The sequence below is a fragment of the Algoriphagus locisalis genome, assembly GCF_900116615.1.
Taxonomy (GTDB): domain Bacteria; phylum Bacteroidota; class Bacteroidia; order Cytophagales; family Cyclobacteriaceae; genus Algoriphagus; species Algoriphagus locisalis.
Map to the genome: position 1 here is coordinate 130,741 of NZ_FPBF01000007.1, position 22,760 is coordinate 153,500.

Below are 22,760 nucleotides of genomic sequence, written 5' to 3' on the forward strand. Positions count from 1 at the left end.
AATAATTACCTACCTGTAGTTGGATCGGTGTGATGTTTGTCCCAGAACTTTTCCCACAGTAGATACATTTCAAATTCAAATTTCTTTCTATTTAACTGGAGAGCAGCCCAATCCACATCTCCTTCCGAGTCATAATCCTCACTTGCAAGTAAGCCTATAGCTCCCATCCCGCCTATTTGATACATGGCACTTAAGTCAGCCTCAGGATCTAGCCCATAATTCGATAAACTTTCAATAAGAATGTCTGCTTTTCCTCTTGACTTAGGATTTGGCTTAGCGGCTTCACGTACTTTTTGAATAGCAGGAAGTAAAAGGGCTGCTAACACAGGATCCATTCCAGAATCAATTTCAAGTTGGTTTAGACCTTCATTTAGACTTTTAGGATCACTATTTCTCGGACTAAGACCCAAAATAAACTCACCAAGGCCAGCAGCTTCCGGTGCTTTTACAGGTGGTATGCTATCATTCCAAGGGTTACCTTTTCTTCCAGCTTTTCCATTGCCTATCAATTCAAAAATTTCAGCCACTGGATAAGTATGATCTGTGGATTCTCCTTTAATATCTCCAATTTTAAGGTATCCAGCGGCAGCCCTCAAGGCTCCAGCAGTCAGGTCATACTCTATTTCGTGCTCATCTCCCGCCAAGGCAGCATGGTTTCTTTTGGCTAAGTCACTCATTTTATTGCCATTTTCCATCACTGTTTCGTCGAAAATTTTCATAGAGGATATGATCACATTTTTCAATACATAGGCTTGGTCATCACTTGCTGCCATGATGGCTTTAACTTTACCCGGCGGTAATTCTCTCATCACAGCATAATAGGCCTTTTCGGCAACTTCATAATTAATGGCAAGCTTCTGCTGAGCAAACCCATCGTTTCTTCCTAACCTTGCATTAGGGTCGCCTTCCTTACTTTCTAGTACTGCCTGATCTACGTCAGAAAATAAAGATTCTTCATTTTGTGGATCACATGATGTGCTGATTAACATGGCTCCCACTCCGATAATAAAAAGATACTTTTTCATGATTTTATAAAATTTAATTGGTTGCTTTTACTGAAGAGCTTTTCTCTTCGAACACTCCAAACTTAGCAGCCGACCAATCAATAATTTTTGCCAAATCGATGAATTAGCTATTCGGATTGATGAATACACGATTCTGATTGATAGCCGAAAAAATCTGATAAAACACTGATTTAAAGGGATTTTAAGCCAAAAAAATCAGACTATCAATTGAAAACCTAATTTCATCAATCGAAAACCACCATTCATTAATAGTCTTACTTTTTAACAAGTGGAATAAGTAGATTTCAATTGTTAGTCCCGGTAAAATTCTTACCAAAAGTTTAAATTAATTACTTAGTGAAAAATCGCAAAACACCTATCAGTCCTGCTGAAATCGAAGAGATTCTACTTCACTTTTCCGATTCAATAACCGAGTTGGAAACTGAGGAAGAAATCCTTTGGGACATGGTGAAAAATTGTATTTCCATCCTTGATTTTGAAGATGCTGTGGTCTATTTGTTAGATCGTACCGGTAAATACCTAGAGCAGAAAGCTGCCATTGGCCCCAAAAATCCAGAAGGCCAAAAAATACTGAATCCCCTAAGAATAAAAATAGGAGAAGGCATAACCGGACAGGTAGCATTCACAGGGATTCCAAGACTAATAGCTGATACCAGGCTCGAACCAAACTACATCAAAGACGATGTTTGCAGACTTTCTGAAATTGCCGTCCCTATCTTACTTATGGGAAAGGTGATTGGGGTAATTGACAGTGAAAACTCCCAGCCTGATTTCTTCACCAATCAACACCTGAAAATACTCCTTGCGGTGGCTTCCATTTACGCAGGGAGAATAGCACATATTAGAGCACTGGAAACTATCAAAGAGTCTGAATTGGAACGATGGAAAATCAAACAAAAGGCCACCAGACTCCAAATGGAAGTGCTTTCTGCACAGCTTAGCCCCCATTTTGTATTCAATTCTCTGAATGCAATTCAGCACTATATATTACTGGAAGATAAAATCAAGTCCTTGAGGTTTTTAAGCATCTTCGGAAAGCTGCTGCGCTATTTCATGAGTCAAATCCACGAAGAATCAGTATTAGTACAGGAAGAGCTACAAATGCTAGATTGGTATCTACAGCTCCAGAAATTGCGATATGAAAACAAACTCATCTACAAAATTTCATCAGGAAACATAAAAAATCACCCTCAGGCAAGAATCCCAGCTATTATAGTCCAAAGCCTAATCGAAAACTTATTAGAGGAAAATATTTCCAAATCAGATGGAAATTCTAAAATAGAATTAGGTTTTCATATATCAGCAACAGAAGTTAAATTCAATGTAACGATCAATAATTTGAGCTCTTTGAATCATCAAGCAGCGACTTCAACCTATTTTAAAAGCTTAACTCCTTGGCAAGAATATGTGAGCTTATTAAATGAAATACGACCGTTTGAAATACGATCAGAGGTAGTAGAAAAGACTGCCCAGGATAAGAGTAGTTCTTTAAAGTCTGTAAAACTTATTTTTCCCAATCTAGCCCATAAATGAAGGCATTATACATTTTTCTGCTTTTTTACTTTTTGCTTGACTATGCTATTCTTGCGCAAGAAAAACCAATAATCCATCAAGTGCCTTTACACCCAAAAGTCCTTCAAATTGACTCCGTTATTAAAATCAACGAGGCGGTTGATTTTGGTCGTAGAGGCATGTATGGATCAACAGAAAATCTGGGAATTGCAAAACCAGGCATTCAGTATTGGTTCGAAATCGATCTAAGAGATCAGCATAGCAAAATCTCTGGACACGATTCTATCTATTTTTACCCCTATGGAGTGGAAAAAGGGGCAGTTTATATTGATAGAAATGGAGTACTCCTGCCCTTGGTTTACAGCACCTTGGAACAAAATGCGCTTCAACGGACTAACCTGGAAAGTCCATTTTATATTCCACTGGCAGTTAAAGATTTAATTGATGGGACAAAGATTTATGTGCTGTCCGAGTTTCTAAGAGCAACTCCCAATCTTTCCAATAAAACTTTTGCCTTCAGCACTCCCGAAGACCACCACCTTTTCTCCAATTATATACCTATCAAGTCCTTCAAAAGTCAAGTTTTGGCATTTTTCTTTTTGGGAGTAGCCTCAGTGCTGATGGTGTTCAACTTGATTTTATTTTTCAATATGAAAGAGCGCCAATACATTTATTATGGTCTTTTTCTCTTGTTCCAACTAATTTACTATTCCAGAATAAGCCCTTACCTAGCTACAAATTTCGGTTACGAACACAGTCATTTCTTTTTCTGGCTCACCACTGTTGCCCAGGTTTGCATTAATATTTTCTACCTGCTTTTTATCCGCCACTTTCTAGAAATCCCTCTGCATTTGCCAAAATTTGATCGAATTGTCAAAAGCATAATAGTTTTACTCTCTACTTTTCTTTTGGTCATTAGCCTGATCATCGTCACCAATCCCTACAGTTCTCTTCAGGCAAGTCTGATGAATTGGCAAAGGTATTTCATGGCTACTTTTGCCTTTGTCGGAGTAGGTTACTTGTGGAAAGTTTATAGAGGAAAACTGGTGTATTTCGTCATTGCGGGCACCATAGTTTTCACGACGGGAGCATTGATGACTATGTTCTTATTGGATTTGGACTATATGGTCACTGGATCCGCAATCGAGAGCACCATTTTCGCGCTAGGTCTTTCTTATAAAATCAAGACTATTAGCACAGAAAAAAGGGAAGCAGAGCGGGAAACGTTTCAGACCAGACTCGGTGCACTCCGGGCACAAATCAATCCCCACTTTATTTTCAACAGCCTAAGCTCCATCCAACATTTGATCAGTAGCGGGCAAAAAGAGGCCGCTTTAAAATACCTATCCAAGTTCAGCAAGTTTGTACGTCAGGTTTTGGAAAACTCCCTGGATGTGCATGTCACTTTAGAAAAAGAGATAGAGCTTTTGAAAGTTTACCTTGATCTGGAATCGTTGCGATTTGACCATGCTTTTTTATATGAAGTCATCGTACCAAAAGACTCCAATTTGTGCTATGAAGAGGTGCCAATGATGATTGTGCAGCCTTTTGTGGAAAATGCTATTAAACATGGTTTGATGACGAAAAAGTCTCCTGAAAAGAAACTAACAATACGATTTTTCGATCAAAATGAATTCATCCTCTGCGAAGTAGAAGACAATGGAATAGGAAGAAAAGCCGCCGCAGCACTGAAAGGGACAAACTACAGACCATCCCGAGGAATGAACCTTACCTACGAAAGATTGCGGCTGGGTAATAAATGGACTTCTTCAGAATATTACATACAGATAGAAGATCTAGAACAAGGAACAAAAGTCAGTATCAAAATTCCAAAACAATGAAAACATTGCAAGTGATCATCGTAGAGGATGAATTCCATAGCAGGGAGACCCTCAAAGCATTTTTGACAGAGTACTGTCCTCAGGTGGAGCTAGTAGAAACGGCCTCCAATGTAGAAGAAGCAATAGAAAAGATCTCTTCCTTGCGTCCCAACTTGGTCTTTATGGATATTGAGCTTCAGACAGGCACCGGATTCGACGTGATCCAGCAGGTGAAGCATCTGGATTTTCATTTGATATTCACGACGGCTTTTGAGCACTATGCCATCAAAGCGATTAAATACAGTTCAATAGACTACCTTCTGAAACCGATAGACTTGGATGAATTGTTAGCGGCAGTTCAAAAAGTAAATGCACTGATAGCATCAGAGTCCAGACAGCATATGCTGGAGAATCTTCTTACTAATTTTCAAATATCAAATCCTGAAAACCGGAGGATTTGTCTATCTACTGCCGAAGGAATGGAATTTATCCCTGCCAATCATATCAGCTTTTGCGAAGCGAATGGCTCCTACACTGACTTTCATTTGACTGACAACCGCAAATTGGTGGTCAGCAAGAATCTCAAAGAATATGAAACCCTCCTAGCTGACATGAATTTCATGCGGGTTCACAATAGTTTTCTGATCAATCTGGATGAGGTTAAAAAATTTATCAAATCAGAAGGAGGCTACATCGTGATGAATAATGATAAGCAGGTAAGTATATCGAATTCCAAACGAGAAGAATTCATGAAAAGGATGGGGATTTAGCAAGATGATTTGAAAATAAATCTCAAAAAGTAGCGCTCAAGTTTGAGCAAAGTAAATTAGCCTGCTATCTTGAGTTATCATTTTTACAACCCAAAAACCATGGACGCAGCCTTAAAAACAAAGATTTTGTCTCAGGGAATGAACCCTGACACTGTAGCACAACAAATACAACATTTCGAGAATGGCTTTCCATTTCTAAACATTACCGCCCCTGCCACACCTGGAAATGGAATAAAAGTTTTGAGCGACAAGGAGTTAAGACATTTTTTAACGACCTACCCAGAAAAAGCCTCTAAAGTAGAAGTCTTAAAATTTGTTCCTGCCAGTGGAGCCGCATCCAGAATGTTCAAAGATCTCTTTGCATTTCTGGAGGGAGATGGAGACATCAGCAAATCTCCTTTTGTTCAGAAATTCATGAATAACATCGAGAAATTCTCTTTCTATGAAGATTTGGATGAAGTATTGAAAAGTCAGGGCAGTAGTATTAATCACGCATTGGACACCAAAGATTACAAGAGCATTTTGGCTGCACTGCTCCTTGATGATGGACTTGGCTACGGCAATTTGCCAAAGGGACTGTTGAAATTTCACCGCTACCAGGACGGAAGAAGGACACCTGCGTATGAGCATCTGATCGAAGGCGTTCAATATGCCGTAGGTACAGGGTCTCTTGTAAAAATCCACTTTACAGTTTCTCCAGAGCACACTTCCAAATTCAAAGCAGAGATAGATAAAATCCTTCCTGGAATAGAAAAAGAGTTTGGGGTCAACTTCGAAATCAGCTATTCCCAACAGAAAAAATCTACCGATACTATTGCCGTAAACACAGATAATACGCCCTTCACTGAAGAAGACGGAAGTATTCTTTTCCGACCAGCGGGTCACGGTGCCTTGCTTGAAAATCTGAACGACGTATCCGCCGATCTGATCTTTATCAAAAACGTGGATAATGTGGTTCCTGATCGCCTAAAAGAGGATACCAAAAACTACAAAATGGCAATTGGTGGCTTGCTTCTGGAGGTACAGGAGAAAGTATTTGGTGCATTGTCGAACCTCGATAAATTAGTTGACCAGCAATCAGTAAGACATGCCGAGCATGTATTTACACATGATCTGGGCGCAAAACTTCCAGAGGATTTCTCTACCCTTTCGATTGAGGCTAAAGCTGCTTTTCTGAAAATTAAGCTAGACAGACCTATGCGTGTGTGCGGAATGGTAAAAAACACCGGTGAACCTGGTGGCGGACCATTCTGGGTGATGGAAGATGATGGTTCCCAATCCCTTCAAATCCTAGAAACTGCCCAAATCGATTTGGAAGATCCGACATCTAAAGCGCATTTCAATGCAGCTACTCATTTCAATCCGGTTGATTTGGTCTGCGCTACAAGAAATTTCAAAGGAGAGGCTTTTGACTTGCTTGAGTTCCGTGATATGATGACGGGATTTATTACAGAGAAATCTAAAAACGGAAAAGAACTAAAGGCACTTGAACTGCCTGGGCTTTGGAACGGTGCTATGTCAGGATGGAATACCATCTTCGTGGAAGTGCCCCTGATCACCTTTAATCCAGTGAAGACAGTGAATGATTTGCTGAGAGACGAACATCAATAATTTCGGATTGATGATTTCGGATTTCGGATTGTAAACTGAACAAATCCGAAATCCGAAGTCAAATATCCCAAATTAGGTTACTCTTCTTTTTTCCCTTCGTACAAGTCGTACTTCAGCAATCGACAGTCAATCGTACCATTCCAAAACTCGATTCTACGACTCGCCTTTAGGCCTATTTTTTTAGCCAACTCTAGGTTTCCTGTAAAAATATACCCTCTGTATCCTGCACATTTTTGCTTTAGGAAGTCTCCCATCCGCTTATAAGTAATTTCCAATTCATCGTTCTCCCCTAGCCTTTCGCCATATTCTGGGTTGAACATAATAACACCTCGTGGTCGCTCAGGAATCTCTGTTTCCGCAAAATCACACACCTGGAATTCGATCATGTGGTCCACACCAGCTGTGATTGCATTTTCTTGTGCAAATGAGACCGCTTGAAGTGAAATATCAGAGGCAATGATTTTAAGATCCGGAAGTTCCATGATTTTACTTTCCAGTTTCTTTTTCTTAGCCAGAAAAGCCTGCTCATCGTATCCGAGGATATGCTGAAAGGAATAGTGATCTCGATAAAGCCCGGGGTATCGCTTCGTCGCCATCAAAGCCGCTTCAATGGCTAGGGTACCAGAACCACACATAGGATTGATGAACGGGACTCGGGTATTCCATTCTGTCGCATAAATAGTCGCCGCAGCCAAGGCTTCCATCATCGGCGCTTTACCAGGAATCTTGCGGTAGCCATGCTTAGCAAGCGTATCCCCCGAAGTATTGATATAAACGGAGCATTGGGTTTCCTTCCAGTAAACCTGAAAAACCAAGCCATTAAAATCTGATCCGGAGTCCGGTCTTCGCCCTTTCAATTCACGAAAACGATCTACAATCGCATCTTTCACCTTTACATTGACGATCAGCGGAGTAGTTATGCTTTCATTTTCTGCTACAGAATTTACAGAAAAATAGCCATCCACATCCAGGTAATCCTCCCAAGGGATTGCTTTGAACCGGCGGTAGATATCATCTGCATTTCGCAGGTAAAAAGATTTGATTTCGTAGAGAACCTGGGAAGCTGTACGCAAATATAGGTTGAGGTCCATGCATTCTTCCATAGTAGCCCTAAGCTCCACACCTGTCCGAGTGACAGATTCCGGCACAAAACCGAGTTCACGAACTTCCTTTTCCAAGTAAGAAACAGAGCGATCCTTACAGGTGACAAAAACTTTTCCTTTGAGATTAAAATCAAGCATACGCAAAAGTAAGAAACATAGGCGGATTCTATTCTACTCTTCCTTTCAGTCAGGTAATTCATTAATTTTTGACAGGAAAAATCGCAATCGATTGCGTAACTTAATGGATATACTGCTTGCTGCAATGGTACTAAATCTTGAATTTTAACCTGAACAATAATACCTCAACACTATGAAATACACCCGGAATTTATTTGCGGTTTTACTCACTTCTATCACGCTGGCAAGCTGTGCTACCGAACAAAAAGCTGAAGATGGATGGACTGATCTATTCAACGGAAAAGACCTGACTGGATGGAAACCTGTAGCCGGTACTGCCACTTTTGAAGTCGTGGATGGAACTATTGTAGGGTCAGCAGTAGCTGGATCTCCAAATACATTTCTGATCACTGAAGAAAACTATGGCGATTATATATTGGAACTAGATCTCAAAATCGAACATCTATCGAGTAACTCAGGAGTGATGACCCGCGGGCAGTTTGACCCGGCAGCCAGAGATGGAAAAGGCCTAGTTTACGGCTATCAAATCGAAGCTGATCCTTCAGAAAGAGCTTGGTCTGGTGGTCTATATGACGAAGCAAGAAGAGGTTGGCTATATCCGCTGGATCTAAATCCAGAAGCAAAGACTGCTTTCAAAATGGGGGAATTCAACCATTACAGAATAGAGGCAATAGGCGATGAAATCAAAACTTGGATCAACGGTCAGCCTGTCGCTTATGTAGTTGATGATATGGATAAAACTGGTTTTATTGGTTTACAGGTGCATAGCATTCAGAAACCAGAAGATGCAGGCAGAAAGACTTCATTTAAAAATGTGAGAATCCAGACAGAAAACCTTGAACCTAAGCCGTTTGAGAAAGATATTTTCGTAGTAAACAACAGCTTAAACGCCCTCACAGAATACGAAAAAGAAAATGGCTGGAAACTACTTTTCAACGGTCAAAACGCTGATGGCTGGAAAGGTGCCTATAAAGAAACGTTCCCAGAATCAGGCTGGTCTGTCAAAGACGGAGTTTTGAACATTGCAGCATCTGATGGACGAGAATCAGCGAACGCTGGAGATATCGTTACTACCGAAAAATTTGCAGCTTTTGATTTAGCTTTTGAATTCAAACTGACCGAAGGAGCTAATTCCGGGGTAAAGTATTTTGTGACTTTATCAGAAGGCAATACAGGTTCGGCTATTGGGCTTGAGTATCAGGTGTTGGATGATGATAATCACCCGGATGCAAAAATGGGAAGAGACGGAAACCGCACTATGGCTTCACTTTATGATTTGATCAAAGCTGACAAAAATGCCAGATTCATCAAGCCTGTAGGAGAATGGAATAAAGGCCGTGTAGTTGTCACTCCTGACAACAAGGTAGCGCATTACTTGAATGGTGTGAAAGTAGTAGAATACGTAAGAGGCTCTCAAGAATACCGTGATCTAGTAGCGATCAGTAAGTATGAAAAGTGGGAAAATTTCGGCGAAGCCGAAGAAGGCCATATACTCCTCCAGGATCATGGCGATGATGTGAGTTTCAAAAACATCAAAATCAAGACCTTAAAATAAAATCCCAAAATCAACTATGAAGAACAATCGAAGAGACTTTATTAAAAAATCTGCTGCTGCTACTATGGGAATTTCCGCCCTGGGTTCCGCTGCATTTTCAGCAAAGTCTTATGCTAATATTATCGGAGCGAATGAACGATTAAACGTGGCGATAGCAGGATTGGGAAGACGACTTGGAGCATATTACGAGCCGATCGGCCTCAAATCTAGCAATGTGAATCTCTTGTACCTCTGCGATGCCATGGAGTCACAGATGCCAAAAGCTGCTAAAAACTTTGCGAAGCATATAGACTATGCACCAAAACTGGAGCAAAATGTCATGAAAGTGATGGACGACAAGGATGTGGATACCCTAATCATAGCGACCCCAGATCACTGGCATGCACCTGGGACTTGGTTGGCTTTAGAAAGAGGTAAACATGTCTATGTGGAGAAACCTTGCTCACACAATCCGCATGAAGGTGAGTTGTTGATTGCTTTGCAAAAGAAATACAATAAAGTAGTTCAAATGGGCAATCAGCAGCGTTCTGCGCCAGAAAGCCGTGAGATTATTGAAGCTATTCATAATGGAGCTATAGGCAAAGCATTTATGGCAAAAGCATTTTATAGTAATAGCCGAGGCGCAGTTCCAAATCCTGTTGCTGCCCCTGCCCCTGCTGGTTTAGACTGGGATATGTTCCAAGGCCCAGCTCCAAGAAGAGCCTATACTCACGATACTTGGGATTACAACTGGCACTGGTATGGTTGGGATTATGGAACTGCCGAAACCGGCAATAACGCCACCCACGAACTGGATGTAGCCCGCTGGGCACTTCAGGTGGACTATCCAAGCGAAGTATTGGTGACAGCAGAAAAAAGACATTTTGCGGACGACGGATGGACCATGTACGACACCATGGATGCCACATTCAAATTTGGAGACGGATCAATAATCCAATGGGACGGAAAAAGCAGAAATAGCTACAAAACCTATGGTTCAGATCGAGGAACAATCATCTACGGTACAGAAGGTTCAGTATATGTGGATCGGGGTGGCTACAAGCAATTTGACAGAGCTGGCAAAGAAGTAAAGAGCAATCTCTCTGGAGGAAATGAAGCAGGCACCGCACTTGGCGGAGGAGGAGATATGAGTACGATTCACATCGTCAATTTCTTCAATGCCATACGAGGTCTGGAAAAGCAAAATTCCAATATTGAAGAAGGTGCCGTAAGTACCCTGCTCTGCCACTTGGCCAACATCAGCTCCAGAACCGGTGAAAACCTGATATGTGATCCAAGTAATGGCCACATCAAAAACTCTAAGAAAGCTGCTGCTCTCTGGACCAGAGCCTATGAAAAGGGTTGGGAGCCACCAAAGGTTTAATATTCATTTAACTATATTAAAAAGCAAAATAAGATGTTCAACAAACATCTTTAGATATAATAACACAATAGGCCAGTCTAAACTGGCCTATTGTGTTTTAGGGCAAAAAACCTATAAAAAAGCAACTTTAAATCATATAACCAAGACAGCACAGGATGCTCTTTTTTATAAAAAAAATAACGAAATAAAAATATAAAAAAACAGTATTAAAACACATAGAAATATAAGAACAACTTTTCGAGTAAGGTGATTTTTTTGAGGTATCCTGAGCAATAATAGCGCAATAAAACACCTCCAAAACTTAAAACACCCCCGCTTTTTTACCAAATAAAAGGATATAGAACCGTTTATCTGCGCAATCGATTTCGTAAATAGAAATTTAATCCCATAAAATCCAGATTCAATTGTCCTATATTTAAAATGGAAATTTTACTTCGGATTTCGTCAATTGCTTTGTGATAAAATTCTGAAAAAAGATCCAATAACAAATTATTACAACAACAAACCCAATTTACTATGAAAGCAAAAATTTACTCGTACATGCGGGTAGTTCTTTTCTTGTTGCTCAGCGCTTCCTATAGCTGGGCTCAAGAAGCCGAAATCAGAGGTACTGTATATGATGAAACAGGACAACCTCTTCCGGGCGCAACTATCCTAGTCAAAGGAACAACCACAGGAACCACTTCGGATATAGATGGCAAGTACACCATCTCTAGTCCTCCAAATGGAACCTTAGTTTTCTCCTTCATTGGATATAACCCTACGGAGATAGTCTTAGGAAACCAAACTGAAGTCAATGTAAACCTTACTCCAGATCTATCAGACTTGGAGGAAGTTGTAGTAGTTGGATATGGAACTGCAAAAAAGAGTCAATTGACTGGGGCAATTTCTTCCGTAGGCTCTAAAGAAATCCAAGAACTACCCATCACAGATGCACGTCAGGCACTTCAAGGTAGAGCAGCAGGTGTAGATGTAACGCAGCCAGGATCTAAACCAGGATCTGCTCCTCAAGTAAGGATCCGAGGTAGAAGATCATTCAATGCTTCGAATGAGCCACTTTATGTAGTTGATGGAATTCCACTTGCTGGAGGAATTGACGATATCAACCCACAGGACATTACATCCATGGAAGTATTGAAAGACGCCTCAGCTACAGCTATTTACGGATCTAGAGGTTCCAATGGTGTAGTGCTTATCACTACTAAGAGAGGAACTGTCGGCAAAACAGTCGTTTCTCTGGATGCCTATTATGGTATCAATAAGGAGTTGGGGAGAATTGATGTCTTCAACGGACCTGAATTCGCAGAATACAAGAGAGAATCACGAAGAGCTGGTGGAGAAATCCCAGAGGGTCCCACTACTCCAGCTATAGATGAATCTATTTTTGAACCTGTAGAACTAGAAGGTATCGCTTTAGGCAGAACAACAGATTACCCTGCTGGACTTTTGAGAAACGGTTCTATCCAAAGCTATCAGTTGGGTATAAGTGGTGGTAGTGACAAAACTACCTTCTTCGTATCCGGTAACTACTTCAAAGATGAAGGGGTTATTATCAACCAAGATTATACCCGCTATACTTTTAGAGCGAATATTGATCATAAGATTACTAAAAACATCAAATTCGGTACCTCTACCTTGGTTTCATACAGCGAGCGAAATGGGGAAAACTTCAACCCACTTGGAGGAGCTCTTGCAGAAAATCCACTTGGAAAGCCATATGATGAAGAAGGAAATCTAATCTTCCTCCCTACGCAAGATGGATTAAGAACCAATCCATTTGCTGAGATAGTACCAGGGGCGCAAATGGACTTGACCAAAAACTATAGAATCTTCAACAGTATTTTTGCTCAATATGATATACTTCCCGGACTTAGCTACAGATTGGTATTTGGCCCAGATTTTACCATCAGCAGAAATGGAAGGTTTACAGGTTCACAGACTAATGCTCGACGTGGTGGAGCTGCTACAGGTAGTGTAGATGATAGATTTACATTCAATTATACGTTAGAAAATATTCTGAACTACACAAAGACTTTCAATGAAGTTCACAACCTAAATGTAACTGCCCTTCAATCTGTCCAAAGAGATAAATTTGAGCAGTCAACTATCTCTGTGTTAGGAATTCCTGCTGAATCCCAGCTTTTCCATAGGTTGGGAGATGCCTCTCAGATAACAGGAGCCAATACAAACCTTGTTGAATGGTCATTGATGTCCTTCATGGGTAGAGCAAACTATGATTACAAAAACAAATACCTTGTTACTGCTACACTTAGAGCTGACGGTAGTTCTAGATTCGGAGCTAACAATAGATTTGCATACTTCCCATCGGTTGCACTAGGATGGAATATTCATTCTGAATCATTTATGCAAAACTCATCAACTTTTGATCAGTTGAAGCTTAGAGCATCTTATGGGTCTATAGGTAACCAGGCTATCAATCCTTATCAAACCCAAGCCTTACTAGGTAGAACAAGCTATGCTTATGATAATACTGCAGCTTTTGGTTATAGACCAAATACCATTGGTAATCCTGATTTAAGATGGGAAACCTCCACCACACTCAATTTAGGATTGGATTTTGCGATTTGGAACAGCAGAATTTTTGGTTCATTAGAGTACTACATCACTAATACTAGTGATCTTCTCGCTCCTCAGCCACTTCCTAACTCAATTGGGTTTGGCGGCTTTACTACCAACATCGGAGAAACTCAAAACCGAGGTGTCGAACTTACGATTTCCACTCTGAATATAGAAAAGGGAAGTTTCGTATGGTCTTCTGATATCATTTTCACCAAAAACACAGAAGAAATTATTTCCTTACCAAATGGTGATGACATTTCCGCAGGAAGATTTATCGGTCAACCATTAACGGTGTTTTATGATTTGAAAAAGATAGGAATCTGGCAAACATCTGAATTGGATGAGGCTCAGTCCTTTGGTAGTGTTCCAGGTGAAATCAAAATTGAAGATTTCAATGGAGATGGCGTGATCAACTCACTTGATAGACAATTCTTAGGATCTGCCGTGGCCGATTTTGCAATGGGTTTCACGAACAGATTTAATTTCAAAGGATTTGATTTATCATTTTTCCTTTATGGAAGATTTGGATCTATGCTTAGATCTCAGTTCCATACCCAAAACAATTCACTTGCTGGTAGATATAACAATTTGGATATCGATTACTGGACTCCAAACAATCCTACCAATGCGTATCCTAGACCAAATGTGAATCAGGAAAGTGCCAAATACGCAAGTTCTATGGAATACTTTGATGGCACATTCATTAAGGTGAGAAACATCAACTTCGGGTATAATTTCAGCCCAGAAGCAGCTAAGAAGATTGGTTTGACAAATCTTAGAATTTACACAAGTATTCAACAGCCATTTATCTTCGCTAATTATCGATCTGAGCACAAAGGCATCGATCCAGAAGTCTTTATTGATGGTGAGCAAGGCGTAGGTGGAGGTATAGTCAATTCTAACGTATCCCCTGCTGTCACTTCTTACACTTTTGGTATCAATGCTAAATTCTAATCAATCATGAAAAAACTAGCAAACAATATAAAATACTGGGCAAAATCTTCAGCCCTTATCCTAGGACTTTCCATCGCTGCATCCTGTGATGGATTCCTTGATGAAGACGTTATTTCTCCTATTGGCAACGACTATCTGAACACGCCAAAAGGTATGAATGACGGCATCAACGCTGCTTACAGTACGATGCGAGCATGGTATGGTACAGAAAGAGGTAATAACCTTACCATTTTCGGTACGGACATCTTTACCAATGGTGCGGATGGCTCCTGGAAATTCATGAATTTCTATACCAATCAGTTTGATTCACAAAATGGTCACGTACGTGAGCTTTGGGATGAATTTTACAGAGGAATAAATACTTGTAATGCAGTGATTGACCGGTCGGTAAATTTGACAGGAATCTCCCAAGAGCTTATTGACCAGCGGGTGGCTGAGGCAAAGTTCATTCGTGCACATCACTACTTCATCCTTGTACAATTGTTTGGAGGTGTAGATCTTCAACTTGAAGAGACAGCAATTCCTACAAAAGTGGTAACTAGAGCTTCTGTTGCACAAATCTATGCTGCTATTATCAATGATCTGGAAGAAGCGATTCCTAATTTAGAAGCTACCAATAGATCTTCAGATTATGGCCGCGCAACTCGTCCTGCCGCAGAGCATCTGCTGGGAAGAGTGTATCTTACTAAAGGCACCTCTGAAGCAGCAGAATCTACTGATTTTTCCAATGCAGAATCAAACCTACAGAATGTGGTAAGTGATTATGGCTTTGAATTACTTCCTGATTTTGGAGATGTACATGCCTTTGGAAATGAAATAAATAATGAAGTGATCTGGTCCACTCAATATACACGAGACCCTTTGACCAATGGTGGAGGAAATAACGCACACGTGTTTTTCTTAATGGAATACGATGTGCAGCCAGGAATGATTCGGGACACCGAAAATGGAAGACCTTTCAAGCGTTATAAATCAACTGATTACACGTTGAATACAATTTTTGCAGACCGAGTAAATGATTCTAGGTACAAAAATACGTATGTGGATCATTTCCTATCTAACAACCCAGGCACATTCAACACTACCTTTGATAAGTCTAAAGCCTCTGTAACATTTGCTCAGGGCGATACCACAATCTGGCTTCCTGGCTACAATATGTCTGAGGCTGAGAGAGCAAAGTATCCCTACCAAGTCCTGACCCCAGAGCTTTATACAGAGCGGTTATTCCCTCCTATGAAGAAGCACAAAGATCCGGGAAGAGTAGATAGAACGCAGTTCGAAGGCGGTAGAGATTACATCGCCATGAGATTAGCAGATTCCTACCTACTCTTGGCAGAGGCTCAGTTTAGACAAGGCAAAACCGGCCTAGCTACAGAGAACATCAATGTGGTGAGAAGAAGAGCTGCATTTCCAGGCAAGGAAGCTGAAATGGAAATCTCTGAATCTGAGTTGACCTTCGAATTTATCACCGAAGAGCGTGCACGGGAACTGATCGGCGAACAAACTAGATGGTTAGATCTGAAAAGATGGGGAATCTTAGTGGAGCGAGTGAAGATGTATAATCCTCAAGGAGCGGCTGGCATACAGGAATTCCACAATTTGAGACCTATTCCTCAGAATCAAATTGACCGTGCCGAAGGAAATGCAAGTGCCTTCCCACAAAACCCAGGATATTAAGTTATTCAAAACTAAACGAAAGATAATATGTAAAGAGCTATTCCGAAATTCGGGATAGCTCTTTTATATTTTGTTACCGCTGTTTATTTAGTGAATGCTAGTTTAAATTAGTTTGCTCCCACAACAAGTGTAATTAATATTTATCAATTTCTGGAACTACTTTTTTATGAGGACTTATTTATTAAACAATCAATACTTATTTGAAACACATTTATTTCTAAGAAGGAGAATTTCATATTTCATTATGTTACATAATTGTAACGATTGAACGAAATACATGACACCACAGGATACATGATAAAATAGATTTTATATACTATTTATCACGCTACAAATTACAAGCATCGGCTAAAAGCAGCCCCTACAGTCTCCGAAATCGATTGCGTTTAAAATCATGGAAATTATTAGGGCGATTGTTCCATATTCATTTAAATTGAAACGTTAATATTTCTTAAACGAAATTATTAACACCTTAGTCAATTTAAATATTAACAATAAACCCTCTACTTATGCGGTACAAACTTTACAAAAACCTCTGGTTGATTGTATTTTTCCTTTGCATAAGCGTCTCAATGGCGCATGCTCAGGATGTACAAATCACAGGAACTGTTTTAGATGAAACAGACATGCCTTTGCCGGGAGTAACGGTCCTACTCAAAGGAACTACAACCGGCACCACCACAGATCTTGATGGAAAATATTCCATAAATGCTCCACGAGATGGTATTTTAGTTTTCTCCTTTATAGGATATGATCCTATTGAAAGGGAGGTTGGAAATCAGTCGGTCATAGACTTGGTTATGAATCCAAATACTTCCGATCTAGAGGAAGTTGTAGTAATTGGATACGGTACGGCCAAAAAGCGAGATGTAACCGGAGCTGTATCATCTGTGAATCCGAATAAACTGGAAAATGAAAACCCAAATTCAGTGCAGGATATCCTTAGAGGAAATGCTGCCGGACTGAATGTAGGGATGAGCACCTCAGCAAAAGGAGGAGGTTCATTGGAAATCAGAGGACAAACCTCCTTGAATGCAGGAAATTCTCCCCTATTAGTATTAGATGGGGCCATCTATTACGGTGAACTTGCCGATATCAATCCAAATGACATTGATAACCTTGAAGTGCTTAAAGATGCAAGTGCTGCGGCAGTATTTGGGGCAAAAGCAGCAAATGGTGTAATATTGATCACTACTAAAAAAGGTACACTTGGGAAACCTGTCATCAAATTCAATGTGAATTCCGGTTTAGCTACTATGGCGACCTTCCCTGATGTATATGGGCCTGACGAATTTGTCAGCTGGAGAGAAGATGTTTTTAAAAGTATCAATGCAGGTGGATATGATCCTTACGAATTCTCTGATCCTAGAACTTTGCCAAGTGATATTTCCATAGAAGAATGGATGGCTTATGATGGTTCAGCTGGTGACCCAGTAACAGTTTGGCTACAGAGACTTAATATGCAACCTGTAGAAATCGAGAATTACTTAGCAGGTAGATCTGTGGACTGGAGAGATAAAATATTCCAGACTGGATTCAGGCAAGATTATACTGTGAGTTTATCAGGTAGAACTGAAAACTTCAATTACTATTGGTCTCTTGGTTACTTAAATAATGAAGGTATCATTATTGGAGATGAATATTCGACGATAAGAAGTCGGGTAAACATTGAGGGCAAAGTAAACAAATGGCTTACAGTAGGGATGAATACTCAGTTTGCATTAAGTGATGATAGTCATGTGCCAATTAATGATGACCCAGCACCTATGTACGCAAATTGGGGTCTGTATAGAACGTTATCTCCATGGGGATCAGAGTATAATGAAGATGGCTCTTATAAGTGGAGGCCAAATGAAGAACAAAGCGGAGGTACACACCCCTTCTATGATATGAGTCATACAGACCGAGATCAAAAAGGATTCTCTATCAATTCCACTTTATTTGCATCTATTAAACTTCCATTTGGCTTCAATTTCAGAACAAATTTCAGCCCGCGTTTCCAGTATGACGAGCGTTTTTACCATAGATCTGCCGCACATGAAGCTTGGGCAGCAGAAGGCGGAGTAGCTAATAGAAGAAATCAGAAACAGTACTATTGGCAAATAGATAATATTTTGACTTGGCAAAAGACTTTTGCTGAGAAGCATGATTTCAACGGGACTTTCTTGATCAATGCGGAGAAATTCCAGTCTTGGGATAATTCCATGAATAATAATGGCTTTGAACCGCATGATAGACTTGGTTACCACAACATGGGTGGTGGTATCAATCCGATTATCTCCAGCAATGACGAATACAGTACAGGGGATGCACTAATGGGTCGCTTAATCTATTCTTATGACGGCAAGTATTCAACTACATTGTCAGTAAGAAGAGATGGTTATTCAGCATTTGGACAGAGTAATCCTAGAGCGCTTTTCTATTCTGCAGCTGTAGGATGGGTGTTTTCTGACGAAAATTTCATCAATATAGACTGGTTGGATTTCGGTAAAATGCGTTTCTCCTGGGGTAGCAATGGTAACCGGGATATTGGAAGATATGTAGCTATTTCTGATTTGAGCACAGGAAAGTATTTCTATGAAAGACCAAGTGGAGAGCTTTATCTGGTAAACCAACTCTATGTCAACCGAATGGAAAACAAAAATCTTCAGTGGGAAAGAACAGAATCTTTCAACTTAGGTATAGATTTCTCTGTCCTTAAGACCAGATTAACCGGTACAATAGAGCTGTATAAAATGTCCACAAGGGACTTGCTTGTACAGAGAAGCTTACCGGATTTTCTTGGATTCAACTTTGTGTGGGATAACCTAGGTCAAGTTGATAACAAAGGTTTCGAACTGACTTTGAACTCAACAAACTTTGAACGAAGTAACTTCACTTGGAGATCCACGGCTAATTTCCAATTGAACAGAAATGAAATCGTAAGCCTTTATGGGGATTTGGATGAGAATGGAGTAGAACTTGATGATCCAAGCAATGGCTGGTTCATTGGACGTGCAATAGACCAAATCTGGAACTACAAAACAGATGGAATTTGGCAATTAGATGAAGCAGAAGCTGCTGCTGAATACGGTGTAAAACCTGGAGATTTTAAAGTAGAGGATGTAGATGGAGATGGCAGATTCACAAATGCAGATAGACAATTCCAAGGATATACTTCACCTAGATTTCGATGGAGCTTAAGAAATGAATTTACCCTTTTTAATAATTTCGACATCTCCTTCATGGTTTACTCCTATCTAGGCCACACGGGCTCTTTCAATCAAATGAAAAACAGAGATGGTTTCTTGGATAGAACAAGTTCCTACGTAACTCCATACTGGACAGAAGAAAACCCTAACAATGAATGGGCTAGACTTAACTCCAGTGAAGGTGGAGCAGGTGGCTTTAGCGTTTACCGCAAGAAGTCATTTGTCCGTATGGAAAACATCTCAATGGGATACAATTTCCCTAAACAATTGACTGAAAAAGCAAATATCACAAACTTACGTGTGTACGGAAACATACGGAATGTAGGGTTCTATGCTCCTGAGTGGGACTTCTGGGATCCAGAGAACTCAGGCCCTATCCCAAGATATTTCACACTTGGAATTGATGTCACTTTATAAGCCTAAATTAACATTGAAATGAATATAAGAAGTAATACACGCGCAATAAAGATCCTATTGACGGGATTTGTACTAACCTTCACTTCAGCTTGTAACGAAGACTGGTTGGAACCCCAACCACTATCTTTCTACTCACCTGAAAACACCTATAACGAAGCAAGTGGACTCTGGGCAGCCTTAGTAGCATGTGAGAGAAATATGAGACATGAATATACCGGTGATGGCTCCCCTATTCTTACAGAACATATTTTCTCGGAGGTTGCTGTAGAAGGCACTACAGATAAGTCTGGTCCAGCACAGGACATGAACCTGCTTATAACACCAGATGCCAATCTTAATTCAACTGATACTAACCGTATAGGATGGTATTGGTACGAAGGTTTTAAAGGTATTAAGTATGCAAACACAGTAGTCTCCAGAATCGATCAGCCACAGGATTATGAATCTGAGGCAGAAAGAAACCACATTCTCGCTACCGCCTATTTTCATAGGTCACTACGCTACTATAGATTGACCCAGCAATTCGGTGATGTTCCACTAATCCTGGAAGAAATCGTGACTCCTAGACTTGACTTCTTTTCTACAGACAAAATGGTGATTTTGAGAAAGATGAAAGAAGACCTAGATTGGGGTGAGGAATGGATGCCAGAGACAATAGACAGAGGTAGAGTTCCTAAAGGAGCTCTACAACATTTGTTGATCAAAATCAACCTTGCCCTTGGTGAGTTTCAGGATGCACTTGCTGTTGCAAACAGACTTATTGATTCAGGACCATATGCCTTGATGCAGAATAGATTTGGAGTGGATGCTGGTGATCCTACCAAAAATGTGATTTGGGATCTTCACCGAGCAGAAAACAAATCCATAAATACTAATACTGAAGCCATCCTTTTGGTAATGGATAGAGTAAATGTAGATGGAAGTTCGGGAGGTATCATTTCTATGAGAAATGCGGTTCCTTTCTGGGGATCCAATATTAACACTCCGGCTGGAAACAAAGGAACTTCTGATTTAGCCAATTTAGCAATTGATCAAGTTGGCAACTTCGGTAGAGGAATCAGAAGATTGAGAGGAACTTGGTATCACCAAAGCATGATTTGGGATGATGAAAATGACCTAAGACATGCTCCCGGGAACTGGATGAATATGACAGACCTAGTATATAATAATCCTGGAATCAACGGAACAGACCCTTACTATGGTGAAAATCTAGAATTTAGAAACGCCGATGGAGTAGTTATTGTAGTTGATACTATCAGGAGTTGGTTCTCTTGGCCACATTACAAACTCTATGTACCAGATCCTCTTCGTGTACAGCCTCAGGGAGGGCAGACTGATTGGTATATTTTCAGATTGGCAGAATCTTATTTGTTGAGAGCTGAAGCTAAATTCTGGCTAGACGATCTTGCCGGTGCTGCAGAAGATATTAATGCAGTGAGAACTAGAGCAGGTGCTGCTCCTTACACAGCTAGTGATATCAATATCGGAACAATTCTAGACGAAAGGGCAAGAGAACTCTACTACGAGGAACCTAGGAAAACTGAGTTGACTAGAATTGCCAGAATATTTGCAATGACTGGAAAAACAGCTTACAACGGTAAATCTTATAGCGAGTCAAATTTCTCTCAGGATAACTTCTACTACGATAGAATCATGGAGGTAACGGACTATTACAACAAAGGTGTATTCACCAGACATGGTGATACTTACACCCTTAGCCCTTACCATGTGCTGTGGCCTATTCCTCAGAATGCCATCAACTCAAATACCAAAGGTCACCTCAATCAAAATGAGGGTTACTATGGTTTTGAAAACAACATACCTCCTCTTACTACCATAGAAACGGAGGAGTAATCAGAAATTAAAATCTAGTTAACGAAGGCCAATTGAATCAATTGGTCTTCTTTTTTTTAACTGTTTCATTCAGAAAAAAAGCTACTCCAAAGCTGAAGTAGCATCTAACAATATAAATCCCTGACTAGCTAATCCTGACAGGTTGACTCCCTAATCGTGATTTTAGATGGGATAGTAATCACCTGATCTATTAAATCATAGTGATTTGGCTTCGTTAATTTTTTGATTAACAACTTCGCACACTCATAGCCTATGGTCAAAGCTGGCTGGGTGATCGTTGTCAATGCAGGGTTTAGAAGACTAGCTGTCGATGCATTGGAAAAGCTAATCAACTTCAAATCGTATGGAATTCTCAAATCTGTTCTTTTTACTGCATGATAGGTAGCAAAAGCTAATTTTTCCACCGAAGATAAAATCCCATCTGGTCTGTTTGGAGATAAAAGCAACTCCTCTATCAACTTTACATTAGTCTCTTCCTCATGGCAGCATTGTACGATCATCGAAGGTTGCAGTTCCCAACCTTCACTTGTGATAGCATCCTGAAAACCCCTTTGCCGCTCCTTGCTGATAGATAAGTCCTTCCCCAACGTAAGAAAAGCGATTTTTTTGCATCCCTGCTGAATCAGATGCTTTGTCCCTTCAAAAGTACTTTCGTAATCATTTGTGATGAATTTCGTAGTTGGGATTTCCGGACTGACACGATCAAAAAATATGATGGGAAGACCTCTGTTATGTAATTTCTGCAAATGTGATGAGTCTTTGGTTTGGCTTGTCACGGACATGGCAATAGCATCCGCTCTTCCATTCAGCAATAAATTGACAATTTTCATTTCCCTCTCCAAATCCTCATGGGTATTATAAATCAAAAGATGATAGCCGTGTTCCTGCGCAACTTCTTCTATACCATCCATCACCTGAGCAAAAAAACTGTTGATACGTTCCGGGATGATTACAGCAATAGTTTTACTCTTATTTTCGCGCAAACTCCGTGCAAATGGGTTGGCATGGTAATTCAGCTTTTCAGCCATACTAATCACCTTCTTTTTCGTCGCTTCTGATATTTCGTAACTATCATTCAAAGCCCGAGAAACGGTGGATGGTGCAAGTTTAAGTTCCGCAGCTAATTCTTTTAAACTAATTCCTGAAGCCATGGTACATAGGGTAAATTGGGTTGTAAAATATGCGCAAAG

The 22,760-nt window shown here is 40.3% G+C and carries 13 protein-coding genes; 10 read left to right on the forward strand and 3 right to left on the reverse strand.

Annotated features, from left to right (window positions below; all coding sequences use genetic code 11):
• Positions 1-5 precede the first annotated feature (5 nt).
• On the reverse strand, positions 6-1,025 hold the full coding sequence (locus BM386_RS18445; RefSeq protein ID WP_091696954.1) for a hypothetical protein: 1,020 nt from the start codon (positions 1,023-1,025) through the stop codon (positions 6-8).
• A gap of 336 nt (positions 1,026-1,361) precedes the next feature.
• On the opposite strand from BM386_RS18445, the gene BM386_RS18450 reads away from it, so the two are divergent.
• The 4 genes from BM386_RS18450 (at position 1,362) to BM386_RS18465 (ending at position 6,738) form a co-directional block, all read left to right on the forward strand.
• Entirely contained in the window at positions 1,362-2,558 is a 1,197-nt protein-coding gene (locus BM386_RS18450; RefSeq protein ID WP_091696955.1) for a histidine kinase, read from the forward strand.
• Positions 2,555-4,378, forward strand: coding sequence for a sensor histidine kinase (locus tag BM386_RS18455; protein WP_091696957.1), 1,824 nt, complete (start codon positions 2,555-2,557; stop codon positions 4,376-4,378). The genes BM386_RS18450 and BM386_RS18455 overlap by 4 nt, the downstream gene beginning before the upstream one ends.
• Positions 4,375-5,127, forward strand: a complete 753-nt coding sequence (locus BM386_RS18460) for a LytR/AlgR family response regulator transcription factor (RefSeq protein WP_091696959.1) — start codon at positions 4,375-4,377, stop codon at positions 5,125-5,127. The genes BM386_RS18455 and BM386_RS18460 overlap by 4 nt, the downstream gene beginning before the upstream one ends.
• Before the next feature lie 99 nt (positions 5,128-5,226).
• The gene (locus BM386_RS18465) at positions 5,227-6,738 is read left to right on the forward strand and encodes a DUF4301 family protein (RefSeq protein ID WP_091696961.1); all 1,512 of its coding nucleotides are present in this window, start codon (positions 5,227-5,229) and stop codon (positions 6,736-6,738) included.
• 77 nt (positions 6,739-6,815) lie between these two features.
• On the opposite strand, the gene BM386_RS18470 is transcribed toward BM386_RS18465, so the two are convergent.
• On the reverse strand, positions 6,816-7,979 hold the full coding sequence (locus tag BM386_RS18470; RefSeq protein WP_091696962.1) for a THUMP domain-containing class I SAM-dependent RNA methyltransferase: 1,164 nt from the start codon (positions 7,977-7,979) through the stop codon (positions 6,816-6,818).
• A gap of 172 nt (positions 7,980-8,151) precedes the next feature.
• Between BM386_RS18470 and BM386_RS18475 the strand changes: the two genes are divergently transcribed.
• The 6 genes from BM386_RS18475 to BM386_RS18500 all read left to right on the forward strand — a co-directional run bounded on the left by BM386_RS18475 (position 8,152) and on the right by BM386_RS18500 (position 21,570).
• On the forward strand, positions 8,152-9,534 hold the full coding sequence (locus BM386_RS18475) for a 3-keto-disaccharide hydrolase (protein WP_091696964.1): 1,383 nt from the start codon (positions 8,152-8,154) through the stop codon (positions 9,532-9,534).
• A gap of 16 nt (positions 9,535-9,550) precedes the next feature.
• The gene (locus tag BM386_RS18480) at positions 9,551-10,897 is read left to right on the forward strand and encodes a Gfo/Idh/MocA family protein (protein WP_091696965.1); all 1,347 of its coding nucleotides are present in this window, start codon (positions 9,551-9,553) and stop codon (positions 10,895-10,897) included.
• Between the two features lie 516 nt (positions 10,898-11,413).
• Positions 11,414-14,431: a SusC/RagA family TonB-linked outer membrane protein gene (locus BM386_RS18485; RefSeq protein WP_091696968.1), complete on the forward strand. Its 3,018-nt coding sequence runs from the start codon at positions 11,414-11,416 to the stop codon at positions 14,429-14,431.
• Between the two features lie 6 nt (positions 14,432-14,437).
• Complete coding sequence (locus BM386_RS18490) at positions 14,438-16,108, forward strand: RagB/SusD family nutrient uptake outer membrane protein (protein WP_091696970.1); 1,671 nt, start codon at positions 14,438-14,440, stop codon at positions 16,106-16,108.
• Positions 16,109-16,617: 509 nt separating this feature from the next.
• Positions 16,618-19,716 (forward strand): SusC/RagA family TonB-linked outer membrane protein, encoded by a 3,099-nt coding sequence (locus BM386_RS18495; protein WP_091696971.1) that lies wholly within the window; start codon positions 16,618-16,620, stop codon positions 19,714-19,716.
• Between the two features lie 18 nt (positions 19,717-19,734).
• The gene (locus tag BM386_RS18500; protein WP_091696973.1) at positions 19,735-21,570 is read left to right on the forward strand and encodes a RagB/SusD family nutrient uptake outer membrane protein; all 1,836 of its coding nucleotides are present in this window, start codon (positions 19,735-19,737) and stop codon (positions 21,568-21,570) included.
• Positions 21,571-21,698: 128 nt separating this feature from the next.
• Here the strand turns inward: BM386_RS18500 and BM386_RS18505 are convergent, their stop codons facing one another.
• Positions 21,699-22,721, reverse strand: coding sequence for a LacI family DNA-binding transcriptional regulator (locus BM386_RS18505; protein WP_091696974.1), 1,023 nt, complete (start codon positions 22,719-22,721; stop codon positions 21,699-21,701).
• Positions 22,722-22,760: the final 39 nt, after the last annotated feature.